This window comes from Roseofilum acuticapitatum BLCC-M154, from assembly GCF_030068475.1.
GTDB lineage: Bacteria > Cyanobacteriota > Cyanobacteriia > Cyanobacteriales > Desertifilaceae > Roseofilum > Roseofilum acuticapitatum.
Genome location: NZ_JAQOSP010000109.1, coordinates 55,672 through 74,922 on the forward strand (window position 1 = coordinate 55,672; position 19,251 = coordinate 74,922).

14 protein-coding genes are annotated in these 19,251 nt (G+C 44.9%); 7 read left to right on the forward strand and 7 right to left on the reverse strand.

All coding sequences use genetic code 11. From position 1 onward, the window contains the following. Positions 1-7 precede the first annotated feature (7 nt). The gene (locus tag PMG71_RS17445; RefSeq protein WP_283754988.1) at positions 8-3,652 is read right to left on the reverse strand and encodes a helicase-related protein; all 3,645 of its coding nucleotides are present in this window, start codon (positions 3,650-3,652) and stop codon (positions 8-10) included. A gap of 122 nt (positions 3,653-3,774) precedes the next feature. Then, a complete protein-coding gene (locus PMG71_RS17450; RefSeq protein WP_283754989.1) occupies positions 3,775-6,744 on the reverse strand; it encodes a hypothetical protein in 2,970 nt (989 codons plus the stop codon). Positions 6,745-6,862: 118 nt separating this feature from the next. On the opposite strand from PMG71_RS17450, the gene PMG71_RS17455 reads away from it, so the two are divergent. Further along, positions 6,863-7,306: a DUF29 domain-containing protein gene (locus PMG71_RS17455; protein ID WP_283754990.1), complete on the forward strand. Its 444-nt coding sequence runs from the start codon at positions 6,863-6,865 to the stop codon at positions 7,304-7,306. 37 nt (positions 7,307-7,343) lie between these two features. Here PMG71_RS17455 and PMG71_RS17460 read toward each other — a convergent pair whose 3' ends face one another. Continuing rightward, entirely contained in the window at positions 7,344-8,270 is a 927-nt protein-coding gene (locus PMG71_RS17460; RefSeq protein ID WP_283754991.1) for a tetratricopeptide repeat protein, read from the reverse strand. A 15-nt stretch (positions 8,271-8,285) separates the two neighbouring features. Beyond that, positions 8,286-8,735, reverse strand: coding sequence for an SRPBCC family protein (locus PMG71_RS17465; RefSeq protein ID WP_283754992.1), 450 nt, complete (start codon positions 8,733-8,735; stop codon positions 8,286-8,288). Between the two features lie 129 nt (positions 8,736-8,864). On the opposite strand from PMG71_RS17465, the gene PMG71_RS17470 reads away from it, so the two are divergent. Then, positions 8,865-10,157 (forward strand): glutamate-5-semialdehyde dehydrogenase, encoded by a 1,293-nt coding sequence (locus tag PMG71_RS17470; RefSeq protein WP_283754993.1) that lies wholly within the window; start codon positions 8,865-8,867, stop codon positions 10,155-10,157. 76 nt (positions 10,158-10,233) lie between these two features. Continuing rightward, a complete protein-coding gene (locus PMG71_RS17475; RefSeq protein ID WP_283754994.1) occupies positions 10,234-11,070 on the forward strand; it encodes an ABC transporter permease in 837 nt (278 codons plus the stop codon). Between the two features lie 352 nt (positions 11,071-11,422). On the opposite strand, the gene PMG71_RS17480 is transcribed toward PMG71_RS17475, so the two are convergent. Next, the gene (locus tag PMG71_RS17480) at positions 11,423-12,742 is read right to left on the reverse strand and encodes an aminopeptidase P N-terminal domain-containing protein (protein ID WP_347179322.1); all 1,320 of its coding nucleotides are present in this window, start codon (positions 12,740-12,742) and stop codon (positions 11,423-11,425) included. A 123-nt stretch (positions 12,743-12,865) separates the two neighbouring features. After that, the gene (locus tag PMG71_RS17485; RefSeq protein ID WP_283754996.1) at positions 12,866-14,275 is read right to left on the reverse strand and encodes a NupC/NupG family nucleoside CNT transporter; all 1,410 of its coding nucleotides are present in this window, start codon (positions 14,273-14,275) and stop codon (positions 12,866-12,868) included. 183 nt (positions 14,276-14,458) lie between these two features. Between PMG71_RS17485 and PMG71_RS17490 the strand changes: the two genes are divergently transcribed. Further along, a complete protein-coding gene (locus PMG71_RS17490; RefSeq protein WP_283754997.1) occupies positions 14,459-14,743 on the forward strand; it encodes a hypothetical protein in 285 nt (94 codons plus the stop codon). Between the two features lie 10 nt (positions 14,744-14,753). On the opposite strand, the gene ndhM is transcribed toward PMG71_RS17490, so the two are convergent. Next, positions 14,754-15,092 carry an NAD(P)H-quinone oxidoreductase subunit M gene (gene ndhM, locus PMG71_RS17495; RefSeq protein WP_283754998.1) on the reverse strand — a complete coding sequence of 113 codons (339 nt, stop codon included), beginning with the start codon at positions 15,090-15,092 and terminating at the stop codon, positions 14,754-14,756. Positions 15,093-15,231: 139 nt separating this feature from the next. Here ndhM and hpsL point away from each other — a divergent pair, with 139 nt between their 5' ends. Genes hpsL through hpsO form a run of 3 tightly spaced genes read left to right on the forward strand, consistent with a single transcriptional unit; the run spans position 15,232 to position 19,140 of the window. After that, on the forward strand, positions 15,232-16,926 hold the full coding sequence (gene hpsL / locus PMG71_RS17500) for a hormogonium polysaccharide biosynthesis protein HpsL (RefSeq protein WP_283754999.1): 1,695 nt from the start codon (positions 15,232-15,234) through the stop codon (positions 16,924-16,926). Positions 16,927-16,952: 26 nt separating this feature from the next. Beyond that, positions 16,953-17,945 (forward strand): hormogonium polysaccharide biosynthesis glycosyltransferase HpsN, encoded by a 993-nt coding sequence (gene hpsN, locus PMG71_RS17505; RefSeq protein ID WP_283755000.1) that lies wholly within the window; start codon positions 16,953-16,955, stop codon positions 17,943-17,945. A 25-nt stretch (positions 17,946-17,970) separates the two neighbouring features. After that, on the forward strand, positions 17,971-19,140 hold the full coding sequence (hpsO, locus tag PMG71_RS17510; protein WP_283755001.1) for a hormogonium polysaccharide biosynthesis glycosyltransferase HpsO: 1,170 nt from the start codon (positions 17,971-17,973) through the stop codon (positions 19,138-19,140). Positions 19,141-19,251: the final 111 nt, after the last annotated feature.

Genomic DNA, 19,251 nt, shown 5'->3' on the forward strand with positions numbered 1-19,251 from the left:
ACTGAGTTTATCCCTCTTGAGATAAAACCAAATTGAGGATATTTAACTCATGGGAATTGAGCAGATAGCGATCGCCGAACCATTGCTTGCGGATGTCCCCTAAACTATAGCTACTGAAGATCAAGAACGGGAAATTCTCGTACTGATCCCCCATAGGGAGAACATTATCGACGGGATAGAGCGATCGCACATAGGCTTCCAGAATATAGCGAAATGTCATCTCTGGAAACAGAGTGCGATCGCCTCCTGCTAGATACGCTTTCATCTGCTCTCTAGCGACAAATGTTAACAAAGGTAGCGCATAATAGCGATCCAATCGTTGACTTTGCTGCTCATAGCGTTGGGATTTATTCTCAGTTTCCCGAATTTCATCAATTAAATCAATCGCTGTTCGAGTCGCAAACTTAAGATTCTCATGATAGTCACTTTTGGGGCTACTGATATACCTTAAGTTCTTCCAGAGTTCACCCGTTCTCGGATTCAGAATTAAATCCAGAAACAACGTATAGGTTTCCGAAACCATGCGATCGCCCAAGGGAACCATCAGCAAATTTCCTTGCAGATAGCCCGTTTCTAGAGGGGGGAAATCGATTAATCTGCTCAAGTTTGGTTGGATAAACTCTAAGAACCGATCTTTGAAGTTTTCAGCAATATAAGAACAGCTTTTCGGTTTAGGAATCGTAAAATCAGCTTGGCTCAGTAAAGTCTTTAAATGCTCATAGGAATCTTGTAAGCGCCGATCCTTGGGATGATTTCTCGTTTCTATTTTCAGTTCCCTGAGCAAATTTGCCAGTTGAGAACTCAGAGTTTGTCCAGCCGCAGATACCGACTTTCCGCCAATGGGAATAATTAAATACTCCTGTCTGCCCATTTTTCCCGCTCCCAAAATCCGAGTCATGATCGAAGCTTTGAGCAGCAGTAAAATATTGAAAATGCTAAGAATTTTCTCTTGCAGGGAAAGCTGCGGCTCATCGTCAAAGTAAACGGCACGTTCTGCCAGATAAAAGTGTAAAGATTTGGATTGATTATCCCGATCTAAATTTCCTCGCCCCCGATAGATGACTTGAATGATTTCCATCAGATTTTTTTCCACCTGGAAGCGCGGAATATCGACTAAAATATGCTTAACTTTGGGGAAAGATAACCCGCGACTGCCAGAGGAAGTCATAAAGATGATCTTGACTTCGTTTTGATAAAGATGAATGGCTTGCTTTTCGCTCTCGGAAAGGCTGGCATGAATTTCTAGATAGTCTTGGTTTTTCTCAAACCTCTGCCAACGACGTTGAAGTGCTTCAATCAGTTGTTGCAATCGTTGTTTGTTTTGAATATAGACTAAAATTTGAGCATCTGTTTCTCCCTGTTCTTCAGTAATACGCTCGATATCCGCTAAGATTTTTTCTCGCAATTTTTGGGCTAAATCATCTTCTTGGGGTTTTAAGCGATCGCGCTCTTGAAATCGAGTCGAATGTATGATAATATTGTAGCCTATATTGAGGTCGCTGGCGGGATAGGAGTTAGTATTAATGAGGGTTGCCGGATAGCGTTTGAATTGAAACGGTTCTACCGTCAAGGGTGAAGCCGTTTTCTGCGCTTTGCGGAAAAATATTTTATCGGGTTCGGGATTGCCGGATTTTAAGTGCTGTTGAATTACATTTTTGTCTACAATGGAAGCATCAGCAATAATAAACTTAGGATTAAATCCATGTTTTCCTGTGGTTAACCCATAGCCTCTGAGAATGTGAGTCATGCGATTTAAGAATTCTACGCCGCTATCATCTCCAGTGATTTCATCAATCATGATAAATAGATGTTTGAACCGCTTAGAAATGGCTTGCATTTTGGCTGGGATAACTTCTTGAGTGCGACTATTGTAGGCTCCTTTGAAAATCTCGCCGAAATGCTTGAGAGTATCGCCACCCTGGGGCGTTTTTTTCAAGGCTTGAATGGAGATGGAAGCAACGATTTTATTCGTACTTTGCCGATCGACAAGGGTATGGATGGCTTCGCACATGCTGCGAATGACTCCGGCTGTATTTTGGGGTGCTGCGACGATCAAATCTTCGGTTTTGCGTTGCAAACGAGAAGGGTATTTTTTCTGCTGCTTTTGATCTTGAGTTCCATCGAGAAATAAAACGGATTGTTGCCTAAAATTTCCTTGCCATTGAGGGGAAAGATATTGTACAGTATAGGAACCTTTTTGTTCGGCAATGATTTGGGAATTGGTGTTTAAACAAACGAGGTTTTCACTGCACCAATTTCCTTGATGATCCTTAAATTTTTCCAGAATATCGAGGTTAACTTGTTTGCGGGGACTAACATAGAAGAAGAGAAACCCTTCATCTTGATGCTGTTGGAGGAAATTGGCGATCGCCGTGGTTTTGCCAATTCCCGGATTCCCCGTTAAAAAAAGATACAAGCTATCAGAAAGGAGCGATCGCCGAATCAACTCCGCATGGCCATTGCGTAAATCCAGGCTAGAATCGAGATTGTACTGGTGTGCAATATCATCGGGAAGGGGTGCAACCGAAGTCAGAAACCCCTGAATTTGCTCGTGATGGGTAACTACTGTGGTTCGATCTGGGGGAATATTAATCAACTGTTCCACAAACTCCCTACCGCGATCGAAACTTGAACCCATCTGACGCTTGATCTGATTAAACACCTGTTTTCGCACTGAGATCATCTCTTTGCCACTGGACTCATGCTTGTAAATTTGATAACAGGTTTCAAACAAAGAGAGGTTTTCCGGATGGATCGTCATGGTATTCATTCCGCGATCGCTATATCCGATCGCACTCAAAATCACCTTAGCTTTTTTAGGAATAATCCCCGTTTTCTCTGCAAACTGATAGAAACTATAGGCATATCCTGCCGCTTGAATCAGCTTCGCGCTCTCCTTATCCTTGGACTTAAACGCCGTAAAATAATCCTTCAAACCGGGAGAAAACAAAAAGTCTAAATCCGGATTTTCTCCCGTATCAATTCTCAGCTTAGAAAACACACTTTTCGAGCGCAAATAGTTAATTTCTTTAATAAGTTTGCTTTTAATCAGTCCAATAAAATCTTGTACATTCGTCAGATCTTTTTCCGACTGAATGGCAAATACCGATTCATCCACCACCAAAATGCGATACTCTTGTCGCGAACTTCGAGTATAGCGGAGCAACAACAGGGTATCCGCTCTCAAAAACTCTCCTGTACCCTGATATTGGTTAATATACATCTCCAAATTATCGCGATCGAGTCCCTCTAACTGAGATAACCACCCTTCAGAGAGCTGCTCTTGACTCTTCGGATGCGTCTTCAGACTATTGTCCCCCGCAAACGCACATTGATAATAAAGCACCTCTACACGATTCTCAAAGTCTTGCCATTCCGTCCCTTGCAGATATTCAGATAAAAAATTATACCCACCCAGAAACCCCTTCAAGAGTAAAAGCTGACTCCAGGTTTCAATGATCTGGCGATCGCTACAACTCATCGAACTCGCATTTTCAATCAGTTTTTTATTAATTTCATTTAAGTTTAAGTGAGTTAACTCTTGGCGATAATAATCAACCCATTGTGGTGCAAGTTTTTTGTGCTGAAGATAATTAAGAATTCCAAGATTAAACCCAATCTCAAACGGTCGTCCTTGATCTTCTATTTTCATCGCTAAAATTCTCCTTAATTTACGTGAATATAAGCCCTCTCCCTACATCCCTCTCCCGTGGGAGAGGGACTTTTCCCCTTCTCCCGTGGGAGAAGGGGCTAGGGGATGAGGGCAACCCTTTATCAAATCAAAGCCTTTTTCACTTCCGTCAGAAACGCCAAAGAATTAAACTCTGACTTCCCATTCATATGCTTAAACAAAGACAACTTACCCACCGAATAATCCCCAATAATATTTTGATAGGGATCGAGCTTTAAGCTAATATTGCGCGTCGCTTCATAGCGAGAAAAATGAAACAGGGTCAAATACTGTAAAATATCATGTTTTAACTCCCCCTCATGTAGCAACCCTTGATAAATCACTTCATTATCCAAAATTCCATTATAAGTATTTAACAGGGTAGCATAGGAAATCACCCCATTATAAAATCGCTCATCTTTTTTCCCCACTTTCAATCCATTAAACAAATTAAAAAACACCACAGCTTGCTGACTCGGATCGTTCACCAACTGGGTTAACTCGCGGATATCTTGGACATACAAAGATTTGGGTTTTAGATTCATAGAAGAGCGCACATAATATTTATCAAAAAACATCGGATAAATAAGAATATCCGGGTTATTATCTCGTAGACAACGAATCAGCGATCGCGACATAAAAAACAGACGATCCTCTTCAACCGTCATATTTAAGCTACTGGTATAGGGCGCTTTGGCAATATAAACAAAATGCCGATATCCTTGCTGATAGAGTTCTGTTATTTTATCTCGGAGAACCAAGGGATTTTTAAACAGTTCTGAGCGCGAATAAGAATCAGAAAAGGTACTTAAACAATTAATTTCTATCCGATCATCTTGCCGACGAGTAACGCTCACCACTTCGCCCATTAAATTAGACAGATGCTGAGATCGATCCGCTTGATAATGGGCATCCGTTTCGCGGCTGGAGACCACAATAATGGCTAACTTTTCTAATTGAGGCGTTTCCTCTCGGTTATCAAAGGAGAAAACTTTAGGCAGTCGAGAATAGAGAGAACTGAGACCATTTCTTGTTTTATGAACATTGTTCCTAGTAATATCAAAGCCTTGGAAATTAGCCAGTATGTTCTCTTCATTCAGCAAATGAGAGACAGTAACCGACAAATTGAGCATGAATTCTTCCAGAGGCGATGAATCATTTTTATTCGTTAAATGAAAGCGGACAATAGGAATAAATAGATTTTCCCGGTTGGGGAGATAACTGGCTAACTGTTGAACGACGATATAAAAGAGCAGCGTAAAGGTAAAGCGATACAAAAAGGCTTGTTGATTATCTAAGTCTTGATTTGCTTGTGTATCCATCTCGAATAAGACAAGCTTCCGATTTTTTAACCTACTATATTCTTGAGAAGCACGACATTTCCTAGGCATGAGCAGCACCGGAAAACTCTGGAGACGCTCCAGATTATAGCTCATCGAAAAAGATTGAGAATCGCTCGTTTCGGCATAGCGAATATCTTCTATCTTTATGGTAACCGGTAATTGGCAGAAAATATCCGGATTGACTGCTGCTTCTCCCACCGATAAATACTGAAGGCACTGCTTCGGATTTCCTCTCAGAACTTCCCGAAACAGAGTTTGTCGCCGCAAAATTTCCTCAACATCTCTTTCCAATAACGTTTTCCTCACCCCCACATGAATACACTGTTCATCAGCAGGTAAAACCCTTCTCTGTTTTAAGGTCTCTTTGACTAATTTCACCAAGCGGTTAACTTTTTCTCTAGCGTTGCGCTGGTCTAATCCTCTGAGAATTCCTCGTAACAGACTGACTTTTGCCTCATCGTTATCTCCTTGCAGTGTCCCTAAAATTTTCGCTTCAAAACGAGCGACAGGATCGTAGTTTAACTCATTACTATAATTATACCCTTCTGCCTCTGGATCGCAATCGGATGCAAAAACAAAGAAATATAAAAACGCGACTTTGAAGATCTTTGCTACACCATATTGACTTCGAGTTAAAGCCTGATTTTCTTCTCGATCTAGATCCAGTAAGCTACAGTAATAATCAAAAGCATTATCGCTGCCCTGATTTTGCACTGGGCCATTGAATTTTAGTTTCAGTCCAAAAATAAATTGTCTTCTGTGATGGAGGGGATCTGTCGTTTCGCCTAAGTAGCCTTCAATGATGGGAATAACGGGTAAAATATCTAAAGCTTCCGCACGAGAGAAGAGTTGGCGAAAATTGACAGGTTGTCCTTGATAAGAAAATGCATATTCTGCGTCCGCTTTATTGGGATCGGCAATATAATCATTCAAGGCTTTCAGCCGACGAATCAAATCCCTGAGATAAATAACTTCTGGATGTTTGGATGCATTAATATTTTGCTCTAAATATTCTAAATACTGAATTTTTGCTGCTTTTTTCAGTTGTCCCAAAACTTCCGTATCCATGAGCCGCTTTAGCCGATCCAGATCGGAATTTTTGTCTCTGATGAGATCGGTGAGAACATCTTGTAGATCGTCCTGCTGTTCATCGGTTTCAGGATGAAGCTGTTCAGAGAGATAACGCCTCAATTCTTCAGGTAAATGCTGATCAAACCGATCCGCGCCATCGACGGTGATGGTTAACTTATGAAATTTAATTGAGCCAGGGGATTGAATCTGTAGCCGTTCTTTTTGTAATCCCGTATAAGCTTTAAAGGGATAACTTAAATCTAAACTCGGTTGTGCATTCTGAAAGGTGGAGAAATCCTGAAGTAAACTGGATAAAAAGGCGCTGGTTTCTAAGTTTTTTGCCCTTAAGCTCAATTGCAGTTGCTCTAGGAGTGCTTGTCTAATGGCTCGAATTTTATCGGGAAATTCGGCAGCGCAGGAGTCACTGAAGTTGACGGTAGCAGCACGAACGCGCCAATCTACCCCTAAGATAGGATCGGTGAGGTTTTGCTGGGCTATCTGATGGGCGATCGCCTCTATGTTAACCAATAATCGCTCAGAATCATCGGAAACTCGAAATAAATGGGGCTGATTGGCGATCGCCTGTACAATGCGATCGAGGATGTCTCTATAATCCACCCTGGGGAGATTATCATTGGCTTGTCGTAAGGAACTAACCATAGTCATTAAAGCTACCGTCAATTCAAGTATACGATCGCCCCGTCCCCCTTACAAGTCATAATCAGCACTTGAAAGGAATCTGCTATACTATCACTGATGGAGAGATGAGGCGAAGAGAATGGAAAATCGTCTTTATGAAACCGATTTTTATGGTTGGCTGATGCAGCAATCTCACGTATTAAAAACCGGCGAATTCCAACAATTAGATATTGCCAATCTTGTTGAGGAACTGCAATCTTTGGGTAAACAGCAGCGTCAAGAACTCAGAAATCGTTTAGGCGTGTTATTGGGACATTTTTTAAAGTGGCAATTTCAGCCCGAAAAACGCAGTAAAAGCTGGCGAGCAACCATTCGAGAACAGCGCCGGGAAATTGTGCGCCTGATGAAAGAAAATCCCAGCCTAAAACCCTATCTTGAAGAAGCAATGCTCTATGGTTATCAGTCGGGATTAGATTTAGTCGTGCGCGAAACCCCTTTAGATTATCCCGATTTACCCGAAGATTGTATCTATAGTTTTGAACAAGTCGGCGATGCCAATTTTCCCGAAATCTTGCATGATTAGAACTAACTCGCCCCCAAACCAGACCCATTTTTAATTTTTAATTTTTAATTTTTAATTGATATAACTCTCGCGCTCGTTGTAATAATTGAGCCGCCATCATTGCCCACTGTTGATGCCCATCGGCTTCATATAATTCCTGGGCAAAGGCTAAGACGCGCTGTGCTTCTTGATAGTTCTGTTTTTGCATAAATACTAACCCTGCGCCATAATAGGCGTTGCCATAATTGGGATCGACTTCGGCAGCCTTTCGGAAGGAATTCAGGGCTTCATCTAATTGCCCTTGTTGTAATAAAATGGAGCCGATCGCATAATAAGCTTGGGAATACTCTGGATTTTTCTCCACTGCCTGGCGCAACATCTCCATCGCTGGAGTTAATTGCCCCTGTTCCTGATAAATCAAACCCAAATAATAATAAGGCTCTGGAGCAGTGGGAGAAAACAGAATGGCTTGCTTAAATGAGGCGATCGCCGCTTCCCCATTTCCCTGTAACTTTTGTACCAATCCCAGATTATAGTGCCCTACCCCCAACTTCGGATCGAGCTGGATCGCCATTTGCAGATAGTCCTGAGCCTGTTGCAGATTACTCCCCTCCAACAGTGCTGCCCCTAAATTCGCGTAGGCGATCGCAAAATTCGGATCGATCTGAATCGCTTGATGAAAAGCACTCGCCGCCCCCTGAAGATCCCCCATCTGTCGCAGAGCTAGACCTAAATTATACTGAGCCGGAGCCAAATTTGGGCCCAACCGCGTTGCCTCTCGAAAGGCAGCGATCGCCCGTTCCACCTCCCCCCCTTGAATCAATTGCAACCCTTGATTCAGATACTCCACTGCCTGAGCATTAACCTCAACCTGAGCCAACTTCACCCCATCAAACCCTTGTACCGCGCTACCAGAGAACGGCATCGCGATCGCCGCAGCACAGCAAAAACCAAACCACCACCGACTACCAAAACCCATGTTCATCACTATCATTGTTAATTATGAATTGATCCTCTGTGCCACTTGCCGCAGCCGGCCCAATTGTGCTTTCATATCCTCTTGAGTCCAACCCGCCGCAAACCGATTAAACCCAAATGCAATCAAAGGATTAGCAATCTCAAACTCAAAGCGGTTTACCAGACGAGTTCCAGACTCTATAGGTTGGCATTCCCAGCGATCGCACCCTTGAAAAAAACCCTCAAACTGCCACACCACTAACCCCGGTTGCCGCTCAATCACCCGACTCCTGAGCGTCGGTTGTATCACCGGAATTTTAATCATAAACCGGGATTGACTCCCCACTTCCGTACTCCACACCCCCACCGGTTGACACTCCAACATCGGATTGAGCCATTGGTGCATCAAATCCAACTCAGTAAAACATCGCTCCACAGTTGTGGCATTAGCTTTAATCTCAATCGATTGCTCAAAAACTTGGCGAGAAGACATTTTCAAAGAACCGGGAAATAAGATGAATTGCTCGTTCTGTATTTTAGGATGTGATAAACTAATTTGAAAACAATCCTCTCCCTCAAAGTAGAGGTAACTCCATTATTAATTGTTACTTGTTAATTGCCCATGGCTTCCCCCACATTAGTCGAACTCGCCCAGAAAACTCGGCAAGGAGCGCGTCAGTTAGCTGCCCTCACTACAGCACAGAAAAATCAGGCTATTGAGGCGATCGCCCAATCCCTAGAGCAGGCTGCACCCGAAATTATAGCCGCCAACCAAGCTGACTGCGATGCTGCAACCGCCGCAGGTATTGCCAAACCCCTCTATCATCGCCTGAAACTGGATGAAACTAAGCTAAACGCCAATATTGCTGGGGTGCGAGATGTCCAAAAGTTACCCGATCCCGTGGGAACCGTGCAAATCCATCGGGAATTAGATCAAGGCTTAGTGCTGAAGCGGATCAGTTGTCCGTTAGGGGTTTTGGGTGTAATTTTTGAAGCCAGACCAGAAGCGGCGATCCAGATTTCTACCCTAGCGATTAAGTCAGGTAATGGGGTCATTCTTAAGGGTGGAAAGGAAGCCATTCACTCCTGTGAAGCCATTGTCAAAGCCATTCGTCAAGGCTTATCGCAAACTGCCGTTAGTCCAGATGTGGTACAACTTTTAACCACCCGCGAGGAAACCGTAGCCCTGTTAAAGTTAGATCGATATGTAGATCTGATTATTCCTAGGGGTTCCAACTCTTTTGTCAGATTTGTGCAGGAAAACACCAACATTCCCGTATTGGGTCATGCCGATGGCATTTGTCACCTGTATCTCGATGAATCTGCGGATCGAGAAAAGGCGATCGCCATTACCGTAGACGCAAAAACCCAATATCCCGCCGCCTGTAACGCCATCGAAACCCTCTTAGTCCATCAATCTTGCGCTCCCCAGATCTTGCCCCCCGTTGCCCAAGCGCTACAAGAAAAAGGCGTAAAATTACTGGGAGACCCTGCAACCGTAGAATTATTAGGGATTGCCCCAGCCACAGAAGCCGACTGGTCTACAGAATACAGCGATCTGATTTTAGCCATTAAGCAAGTCGAAAGCCTAGAGGAAGCTATGGATCATATTAACACATACGGATCTAAGCATACGGATGCGATCGTCACGGAAAACCCCCAAGCCGCCCAACTCTTCCTGAATCAAGTCGATGCGGCAGGCGTGTATCATAACTGCTCCACCCGCTTTGCCGATGGCTTCCGCTACGGATTTGGCGCAGAAGTCGGCATCAGTACCCAACAAATGCCCCCACGCGGCCCTGTAGGATTAGAAGGATTAATCACCTACAAATATCAAGTCACCGGAAACGGTCATATTGCCGCCACCTACTCCGGAACCCATGCCAAACCCTTCACCCACAGAGATATGGGATAGGGAGACGCACAGACGACGCGGCGATTATTTCCCATTCCCCCATTCCCCAATTCCCCCACTCCCCCATTCCCCAACCATGACCCAATCGATTCAACCCCCCGAAGAAACCCTAATCCCTGACTCCTTGGGGACTAAATCTAAATTTTCCTTTTCCTGGCAAATTGGGTTTACCCTGGTCATGTTTGGGTTTATGTATCTGCCCATTGCCGTCTTAGCCTTATATAGCTTTAACCAATCTGCCTATAGTGCCAATTGGCAAGGCTTTACCTTCGATTGGTACATCAAACTGTTCTCGGATGGGAGAATTTTGTCCTCTCTGCAAAATAGTTTAACTGTCGCCTTTTGTGCCGTGGGCGTTTCGGCAGTTTTAGGCACATTGATGGCAGTGGGATTAGCTAAGTATAAATTTCGGGGTAAATCCCTGTATCTGGGAGTATCTTATTTACCTCTGATTATTCCTGATATTGCGATCGCCGTTGCCACCCTTGTCTTCCTTGCCGTCTTTGCCATTCCCCTCAGTCTCTGGACGATTGTCGCTGCCCATATCGTCTTTTGCCTCGCCTATATTGCCCTCGTCGTCTCCACCCGACTCGCCGATTTAGACCCACACCTCGAAGAAGCCGCCCTAGACTTAGGGGCAACCCCTTTTAACGCCTTTATACAAGTCCTATTACCCCAATTATTACCCGGTATTGTCTCCGGTTGCCTCCTCGCCTTTGTCCTCAGTATGGATGATTTCCTGATCGCCAGTTTCACGGCAGGCAGTGGCTTTAATACCTTGCCTATGGAGATCTTTAGCCGCATCAGAACCGGCGTAAAACCCGATATTAATGCCCTCAGTGTAATTCTAATTGTGATGTCTGGATTAGTCGCATTTCTAGGAGAATTTTGGCGCTATAAGAGTGAAAAGTGATATAGCCTTTTCCTCTGCTATGCAATACAGCATCGATCCCCCTAAATCCCCCTCTTGGAAAGTGAATTTAACCCAAAATTGAATTCGGGGTTCTGTAGCCCCCGGTAGGGTGTGTTGCGGCATCGATAAATCATCGGTTTTGCGGATAAATATTAACCTAGCCGCAACGCACCGCCCCCACCAACAAACCCCATCAATAAATATGTGAATTTAACCAATAATCCAGATGGTGCGTTATGCGGAAATATCATTGGTTTGTAACCATTCGCATTTTCTAGCCGCATAACACACCCTACCCATTATGGTGTCGCCCCCTATCTCCCTATCCCCTAGTCAACCCGGCGATCGCCATTTATCCTAACTTACCTTCCAATTCTTCTGGCATTTTAGGAATCCCGGCCGTCAGCACTTCGCACCCGGTTTCAGTCACTAAAATATCATCCTCAATGCGTATCCCAATCCCCCGCCATTGCTGAGGCACTTCCGGTTGATCTTCTGCTGGTTTCACTAAGGGAGCAATATACAGGCCGGGTTCCACGGTTAACACTTGACCCGGTTGTAGCACTTGCCACTCTTCCTCATTTTGTTTATAGGCTCCCACATCATGGACATCCAGACCGAGCCAATGGCTAGTCCGATGCATGTAATAGGGCTTATATTTATTTTCTTTAATCAGTTCTTCCGGTTCTCCCACTAAAAAGCCTAATTCGATCATGCCTTCGACTAGAACTTGAAGGGCAGTATCATGAACCGCATTAAAGGGGTTACCGGGTTTAATTTGGGCGATCGCCTGCCGTTGGCTCTCCAGGACTATCTCATAAATTACCCGTTGTTCCATACCATACTTGCCACCCACCGGATAAGTACGGGTAATATCCCCATTATAATAGCCATAGGAACACCCGGCATCAATCAGGAGCAAATCCCCTGCTTCTAGGGCGCTGCTATTCTCAATGTAATGGAGAATACAAGCATTAGCCCCAGAAGCCACAATAGACGGATAAGCCGGCCCCACCCCTCCCCGACGACGAAAGAGGCGCTCCATTTCCGCTTGAATTTCATACTCATAAATGCCCGGTTTAGCCATATCCCAGGCTAAATGATGGGCTTCTACAGAAATGGCGATCGCCTTACGCATCAGTGCCAATTCCGCCTCGCTCTTGACCAGGCGTAGCGGATGCAACAGGGTCATCGGGTCTTCTAAGGATGTGGGGCCAAAGCCTTTTTTCGGGTATTGTCTCAGTAAAGACTGCCACTGCTTCAAAATGGTCTGATTAAACCGTTCATCAATACCCAAGTGATAATATAGGCGATCGGCTTTCGCCAAATACTGAGGTAATTTTTCTGGCAACTCCCCAATCGGATAGGCTTCGTCTGCACCATACAATGCTTTTGCATCCTCCACACCGATGCGGTATCCACTCCAAACTTCCTTTTCCCACTCCTTCGGTTGCACAAACAAAACAAACCGGTGTTCCTCATGGTGAGGGGCTAAAACCGCCACCGCTTCCGGTTCATTAAACCCCGTCAGATAGAAAAAATCACTATCCTGGCGAAACGGATACTCCACATCATGGTGCATGACGGCCAACGGAGCGCTGCGAAAAATGGCCGTACTCCCTGGCATTTGAGCCATTAATCTTTCCCGACGTTGACGATATTCATCTTGCAGTTGTACCGAAACGGCCTCGGAGAGGGATGATACCACGCTAATTAGACCTCCTTTGATGACTAGGTTAAATATTAAGTCAATTTTCCATGCATTTATCTTAATAGCGCTTCGGATCAAAGGGGGTTATCGTCCTAATGTAGCCGGATTACCGAAGTCAAAGAGTCCGGCGATACAACCGGTCATGAGGGTGGCGAGAGTGGCGGCCCAGAGGGCTTTGAAGCCGAGGGAAGAGACTTCGGAGCGCCGTTCGGGAATCAGGGAAGAGAGTCCACCAACAAAGATGCCATAGGAGGCAAAGTGGGTAAAGCCACAGAGAACATAGCTGACGATGAGCATGGCGCGATCGCTAATGGCTCCAGTGCGGCTAAGATTAGCAAGACTAATATAGGGTGGCACATTGGTTTCAAAGACGCGACGACCGATAATCACGGAAGCTTGCCAAATCTCGTTAATATCTAGGGAAACTCCTGTGAGAATGGTCAAGGGGAAGAACAGGAAGCCCATAATATTTTGCAGGGTGACCACTTGAAAGACAGTACCGACTGGTGCAGGTAATCCGGATAAGCTATCAAATCCCATGTTAATTAGGGCGACTAAGCCCAAAATGGCGATAATGACCGCCGCAATACCCACAGCCATTTTCACCCCATCTAAGGCTCCCATAATCAGGCTGTCCATGGGATTAGGGCGTTTTTCCGGGTCTTCTTCCGGTTCTTCGGGAATTTTGCCCAGGGTTTCCGGTGTTCCGGTTTCGGGAACCAGGATTTTGGCAATTACGAAGCAAGCAGGAATGGTCATAATGGAAGCGGAGACCAAATGACCGGCAATGGAGGGAAAGACGGGGCGCAAAAATCCGGCATAGAGTCCGAGGACAGAGGAAGCGATGGAGCCAAAGCAACTGGTGAGAATGGCACAGATTTCGCTACGGGTCATTTTAGCGAGGAAGGGTTTAACGGCGATCGCCGATTCAATACCCACAAAAATATTAGCGGCTCCTGATAGGGACTCTGCCCCGCTAATTTTCATCGTTTTCTGGAAAATTTGGGCGAAGACCTTCACAATCGGTTGAATAATATTCAATCGATAGAGCAGAGCCACTAAAGCGGAAAAGAAGACCACTTGCGGTAGAGAGCGAAAGGCGAAGATATAGCCCGGATTGAGATTATCCGAACCTAGGGTATCTCCAGGAACGGCTACATAGGGTTGACCCACTGCCCGCATGATCCACCGTCCGGCTGGCCCCGGGCCAACCACCCGGTTGGGATCGGGCACAAAGGCGGACGTATCCCCCCCAAATAGGAAGCGAGCGCCCGCTTCTGAAGCGTCTAAGAGGGCATTGAGCAGATTATTGAGTTGGGCAATGAGGTCGCGGGTAGGGAGGACGAAAACGAGCAGTCCAATAATCAGTTGTAGACTAATCCCAAAGATAATGGTTTTCCAGGGAACCACTTTCCGGTCTTCGGAACCCACCCAAGCGATCAGACATAAGACGACGATTCCGAGGGCGGAGATTAGGTTTAAGATGGGGTTCATGGGCAGAGTGCTTCCTTACAGTAGCCAGCCAATCCGGTGAGTTCACACCAATTTGACTATTATCAGACTCTGGAATTAGACCGATGTCAAGTCCAGAATGGCCCTAATCGATGAAAAATTGAGGTTAAGGGGTTTAAGCTTAGGATATAAGCACTCCGTTGGTTTAGGGAGAATTTGAGGTTTATGGAAGCGTTTGAGATTAATCCACCGGCTTGGACAGAGCAGGCGACCCATGCGTTTAAGTTTTGTTGTCCTCGTTGTGCGGCGACTTCTAGGGAAGCCGAGCGGGTTTGGTTAAATCGGCGATCGCCTGTTTATACGGAAGGTCATCGCCGCAAATGGCAAGAGTTCTATCTCTGTGAATGTGGGCAAGCTTGGTGGGGTTGGAGCGATGAACGACCGCCTTCAGAGTTAGCAGGGGGCGATCGTCCTCAACCCGAACCGCCTAATCCGTTTGAGGGATTTTAGGTCGGGAGGATTATTGATCGACGGCGACTTGGGGCAAACCCATGCTGTAATTGACTGCCCGGCTTTCCAGGTTATAGCTGAGTTCTCCTTTCTGAAGGAGCGATCGGACAAAATGCTCCAAATCCGAGCCAATCCGACGCAGATTATACTCCGTCAAATCCTGGCCCTCATAAGCCGCCACCAACTCCTCAAATTTCCCATAGACCGCTTTCAGCGCCGAATCTGTCCAATTCAACTCATTATCCGGATCGACATCCAGAGTCAGCATATTTTCAGAAGGATTCAGTTCCTCCTTCTCAATAACAGCCGTAAAAATGCGGATATGGCGGGTCGTAGACTTCAGTAGCATATAATAGTCAATAAAAAAACAGCCTACAGGTATTCTGTCATTGCTCGGCAACGGACGCAATCTCTAAGCTATCTTAGGCAAGGGTGCAATTGTATTGATCTCCCAAACCCAATAACGCAGAGTCGTTTCCGCTTCCCTCATGGCCAAAACTAAACTCAAATCCAAAGGAAAAGCACCTAATCCAGCAACTCTAGTCAAACCACCGCCAACAAAAGAAGAACTAGCCGCCAAAAAACGCGAATCCGCCAACGCTCGCAAAAAGTTCAATGGAGTCCTCGGACAGGCGATCGGTATTGGTTCAGTTTTTGGCTTAATTGCCTTTGCTGCCATGGGCGAACCCTCATTTTTTGTCGTCGGATTATTTGGAATTGCTGTTCTCATATTTTCCTTGAACTATCCCATTCAAGCTCTATGGGCCTTCTATATCTATATGCCCTTTAGCGGTACTTTTGTCTATTGGGTAGGAGGAGGGAATGCCCTCCTTCACCTAGCAAAAGATGCGTTCTACATTCCCGGATTAATGGGCATCTATCAATATACAAAACGATATCGTTTACCCTTCCTTGTGCCCAAAGCTTTAGTTCCCTTCATGTTCGCTCTGTTAGCTTATTGTATATTTGTCATTCTAGCAATCAATACAACTGAAAGAATATACAAAGGGGATAAACCTATTTTATTAGGCATTTTAGGCTTAAAAGTTTTTATGGGATATATTCCCTTAATTAGTTGTGGATTTTATATGATTCGGGGAAAAAAAGAATTGCTCTGGATCACGCGCTTAACCACAATTCTTGCAATTATTACTTGTGTTCTCTGTTTGATGCAATATCAAATGCTTTCATCTGGTACATGCAACGGAACACGCGGTGCGACAGGAGATGCTTTGTTTAAGGCAGATATTGAAGCCAAATGTTTAGTGGGAGGCTCTTTAACCTTCAGTCCATCACAAAATCAAATTCGTCTTCCCAGCACCCTACCTTCCCCTTGGCACTGGGGTTGGTACATGATTTGTAGTGCCTTTTTTACGTTTGCCACCGCTTTTTGCGATCCTTCTCTTCCCTGGCAAATGGCTGGATTTGTTGGCATGGGTTTAAACTTCGTTTGTTCTGTAATTTCAGGGCAACGAATTGCCACAATGCTTGTACCAGTAGTAACGATTATTTTACTGGTGCTGACGGGTCAAGTTGCCAACCTAAAACGATTTATTCCCATTGCATTGGGATTGACCTTGCTATTGGGAGGTGCTGCTGTAGCATTCCCCGATGTTGTGCAAGAAAGATGGGATAGTTTAATCGGTCGAGTCGGTGCATCTAACCCCGCAGATTTTATTGCTGAACAAGCAGAAAGTTCTGCCAAGAGAGCTGGTTTATTTGGCAATGGATTAGGACGTGCAACTAACTCTGCTAGAGCATTTGGGAGGACTTTTTTGGTGGAAACATGGTTTCCAAAAATACTATTTGAACTTGGGAAGCCAGGGCTGACGTTGTTTTTGTTGATGGTTACAGTTCTCACCTGGGAAACGTTTAAATCTTATCGTTCGGTGAAAGATAAAAGCTTACGAAACTTTGGCGCTTGCTTCTGGGTATTTATTTTAATTATCAGTTACCAAACCTATTGGTATCCTCTGGATACTGATCCGGTGTGTGTCTACTATTGGTTGTTTGCTGGCATTACGTTAAAGTTACCCGCCATTGACAAGGAGGAACAGAAGAAAAAGCAAGAGTTGGAAGCGCTGCTGGAAGCACAAGCCGATCCGAAAAAACGCAAGAAATCTAAATCTAAATCGGCTAAATCTGGCAAAAATGGGCGTAAATCGAGTAAAAAGAGGAGATAGTATTCCTATACTTAGAGTCATTAACTATGAATTTACCTTTTCTTTCTGTAATTATTCCTACCTATGGACGTGAGGAACCCTTACGCGATAGTATCCAGGATGTCCTCAAGCAGGATTATCCCCATTTTGAGCTGATAGTCGTCGATCAAACCGCCGAGCATAAACCGGAAGTGCAAGCGTTTTTGAATGAGATGGCTAATTCAGGTAAAATTAAGCTATTTCGAGTGAATTGGGCGAGTTTACCCGGAGCGCGAAATTATGCGGTACGGCGCTCTAGTGGGGATGTGGTGCTGTTTATTGATGATGATGTGGTGTTACCGGAAGGGTATTTGATGGCCCATGCTCGCAATTACGATCGCCCCGAAGTCGGCGCTGTAGCTGGTCGCGTTTTTGACCGCATGAAGTTGGGCGAGTCTCAGGATGGTTACACCATTGAAGACTTACCCCCCCAAGCCTTCGATCCCGGCATTGCTTGGTATCACATTGATTTAGTCCATACCACGAAAGCTCAGGAAGTCATTTCTGCACGGGGGTGTAATATGTCCTTCCGGCGTGATATTTTTAGCAAACATGGCTTAGAATTTGATGAGCGATTTCGCGGTAGTGCGGTGCGGGAAGAGTCCGATTTTTGCTTGCGCTTGCGCCAGACCGGATACAAAATCTGGTACGATCCAGAGGCCAATTTGGTGCATTTAGGGGAAGAAACGGGAGGATGTCACGATATTTCTACGCGATCGCTAGAATATCAGATTACCTTCTACCATAACCACTTTCTCATGGGACTCAAAAATTTGACCGTCGGTCAGCAAGTCCGGTTCTTTAGCAAGTTATTTGACTGCCACGTTTTAGGTCATCCTCCCTGCAATAAAAGTGGTTCCCCCCTCAAAATCGTCAGTCGCGCAGGGTTCTACACCATGGGTTACTTCAGTGCTTGGCAAACTCGACTCAAAACTCTCTGGAAAACCGGACAAATGTATAGCCAGCAAGACGAAAAATGGACAACTTCTAAATCGGTTTAATGGTGTTATTGGACTCTAGACTATCATGAAAATCTTAATCGCCAGCCACACCTATATTGTCGATCTCAACCGCGAGAAACTGAGAAAATTAGCCCAACTCGATCCCACCATAGAAGTAACCGTCGTTGTCCCCAAACGATGGCGACCGGGAGGCGTACAAAATAAGATTATTGAAACTCAACCCGTCGATGAGGGTAATTTTCGGGTTGTGCCCTTGTCTAACTTTAGTGAAAATAACCAAGGGCTATTAACCTTTGGTCTAGATTTAGTGCAACTGCTAAAAACATTCAAGCCCAATATCTTGCAGACCGAACAAGGCGCAAAAGCCTTTAGTCATGCAGAATTGATTACTCTCAATAAGCAACTAAACCTGAAAGCTAAAAATGTATTTTTCACCTGGTGGAACTTACCCTATGAAGTTAAGTTTCCCATCTCTGTGTTAGAGGGTTTTAATCTGAAAAATTCCCACGGAATCATATCGGGAAACCAAGACGGAGCGGATGTTCTGCGCGATCATGGCTATGATGGCCCCATTAAAGTCATGCCCCAACTGGGGGTAGATGAGCAATTATTTTCCCCCCAAGAGCAACCAGAGTTAAGAATATCATTGGGCATTAAGCCGGATGAATTTGTGGTGGGTTTTGTGGGGCGATTTGTGGAAGAAAAAGGACTTTTAACCCTCTTCACAGCCTTAAAAGGAATTACAGAACATCCCTGGAAATGGGTGTTGCTCGGTCGCGGTGATTTGAAGCAAGAGATTTTAAACAAGGCTTCAGAATTTGGCTTACGAGACCGGCTTGTTTTTGTGGAAAGTGTCCCCCACGATCAAGTTTATCGCTATATTAATTTAATGGATGTCTTGGTTTTACCCTCTGAGACGACCTATAAGTTTAAAACCTTAACAGCAGCCGGTTGGAAAGAACAGTTCGGCCATGTTCTAATTGAAGCAATGTCCTGTAAAGTTCCGGTCATTGGTTCAGATTCTGGGGAAATTCCCCATGTGATTGAGGAAGCGGGATTAATTTTTCCAGAAGCGAATGTAGATGGTTTGCGAAACTGTTTGCGTCAAATGATGGAAAATCAAGACTTACGGCAAGATTTAGCGCAAAAAGGTTACGAACGGGCTATGCTTCACTATACCAATACGGCTTTGGCAAAACAACAATTATCGTTTTATGAACAGTTGCTTGCCTAAATTTTAAGTGGATATCTTGCCCTCTCCCTATATCCCTCTCCCTTGGGAGAGGGACTTCTCTCCCCTTCTCCCTTCGACTTCGCTCAGGGCAGCGCCTGCGGGAGAAGGGGC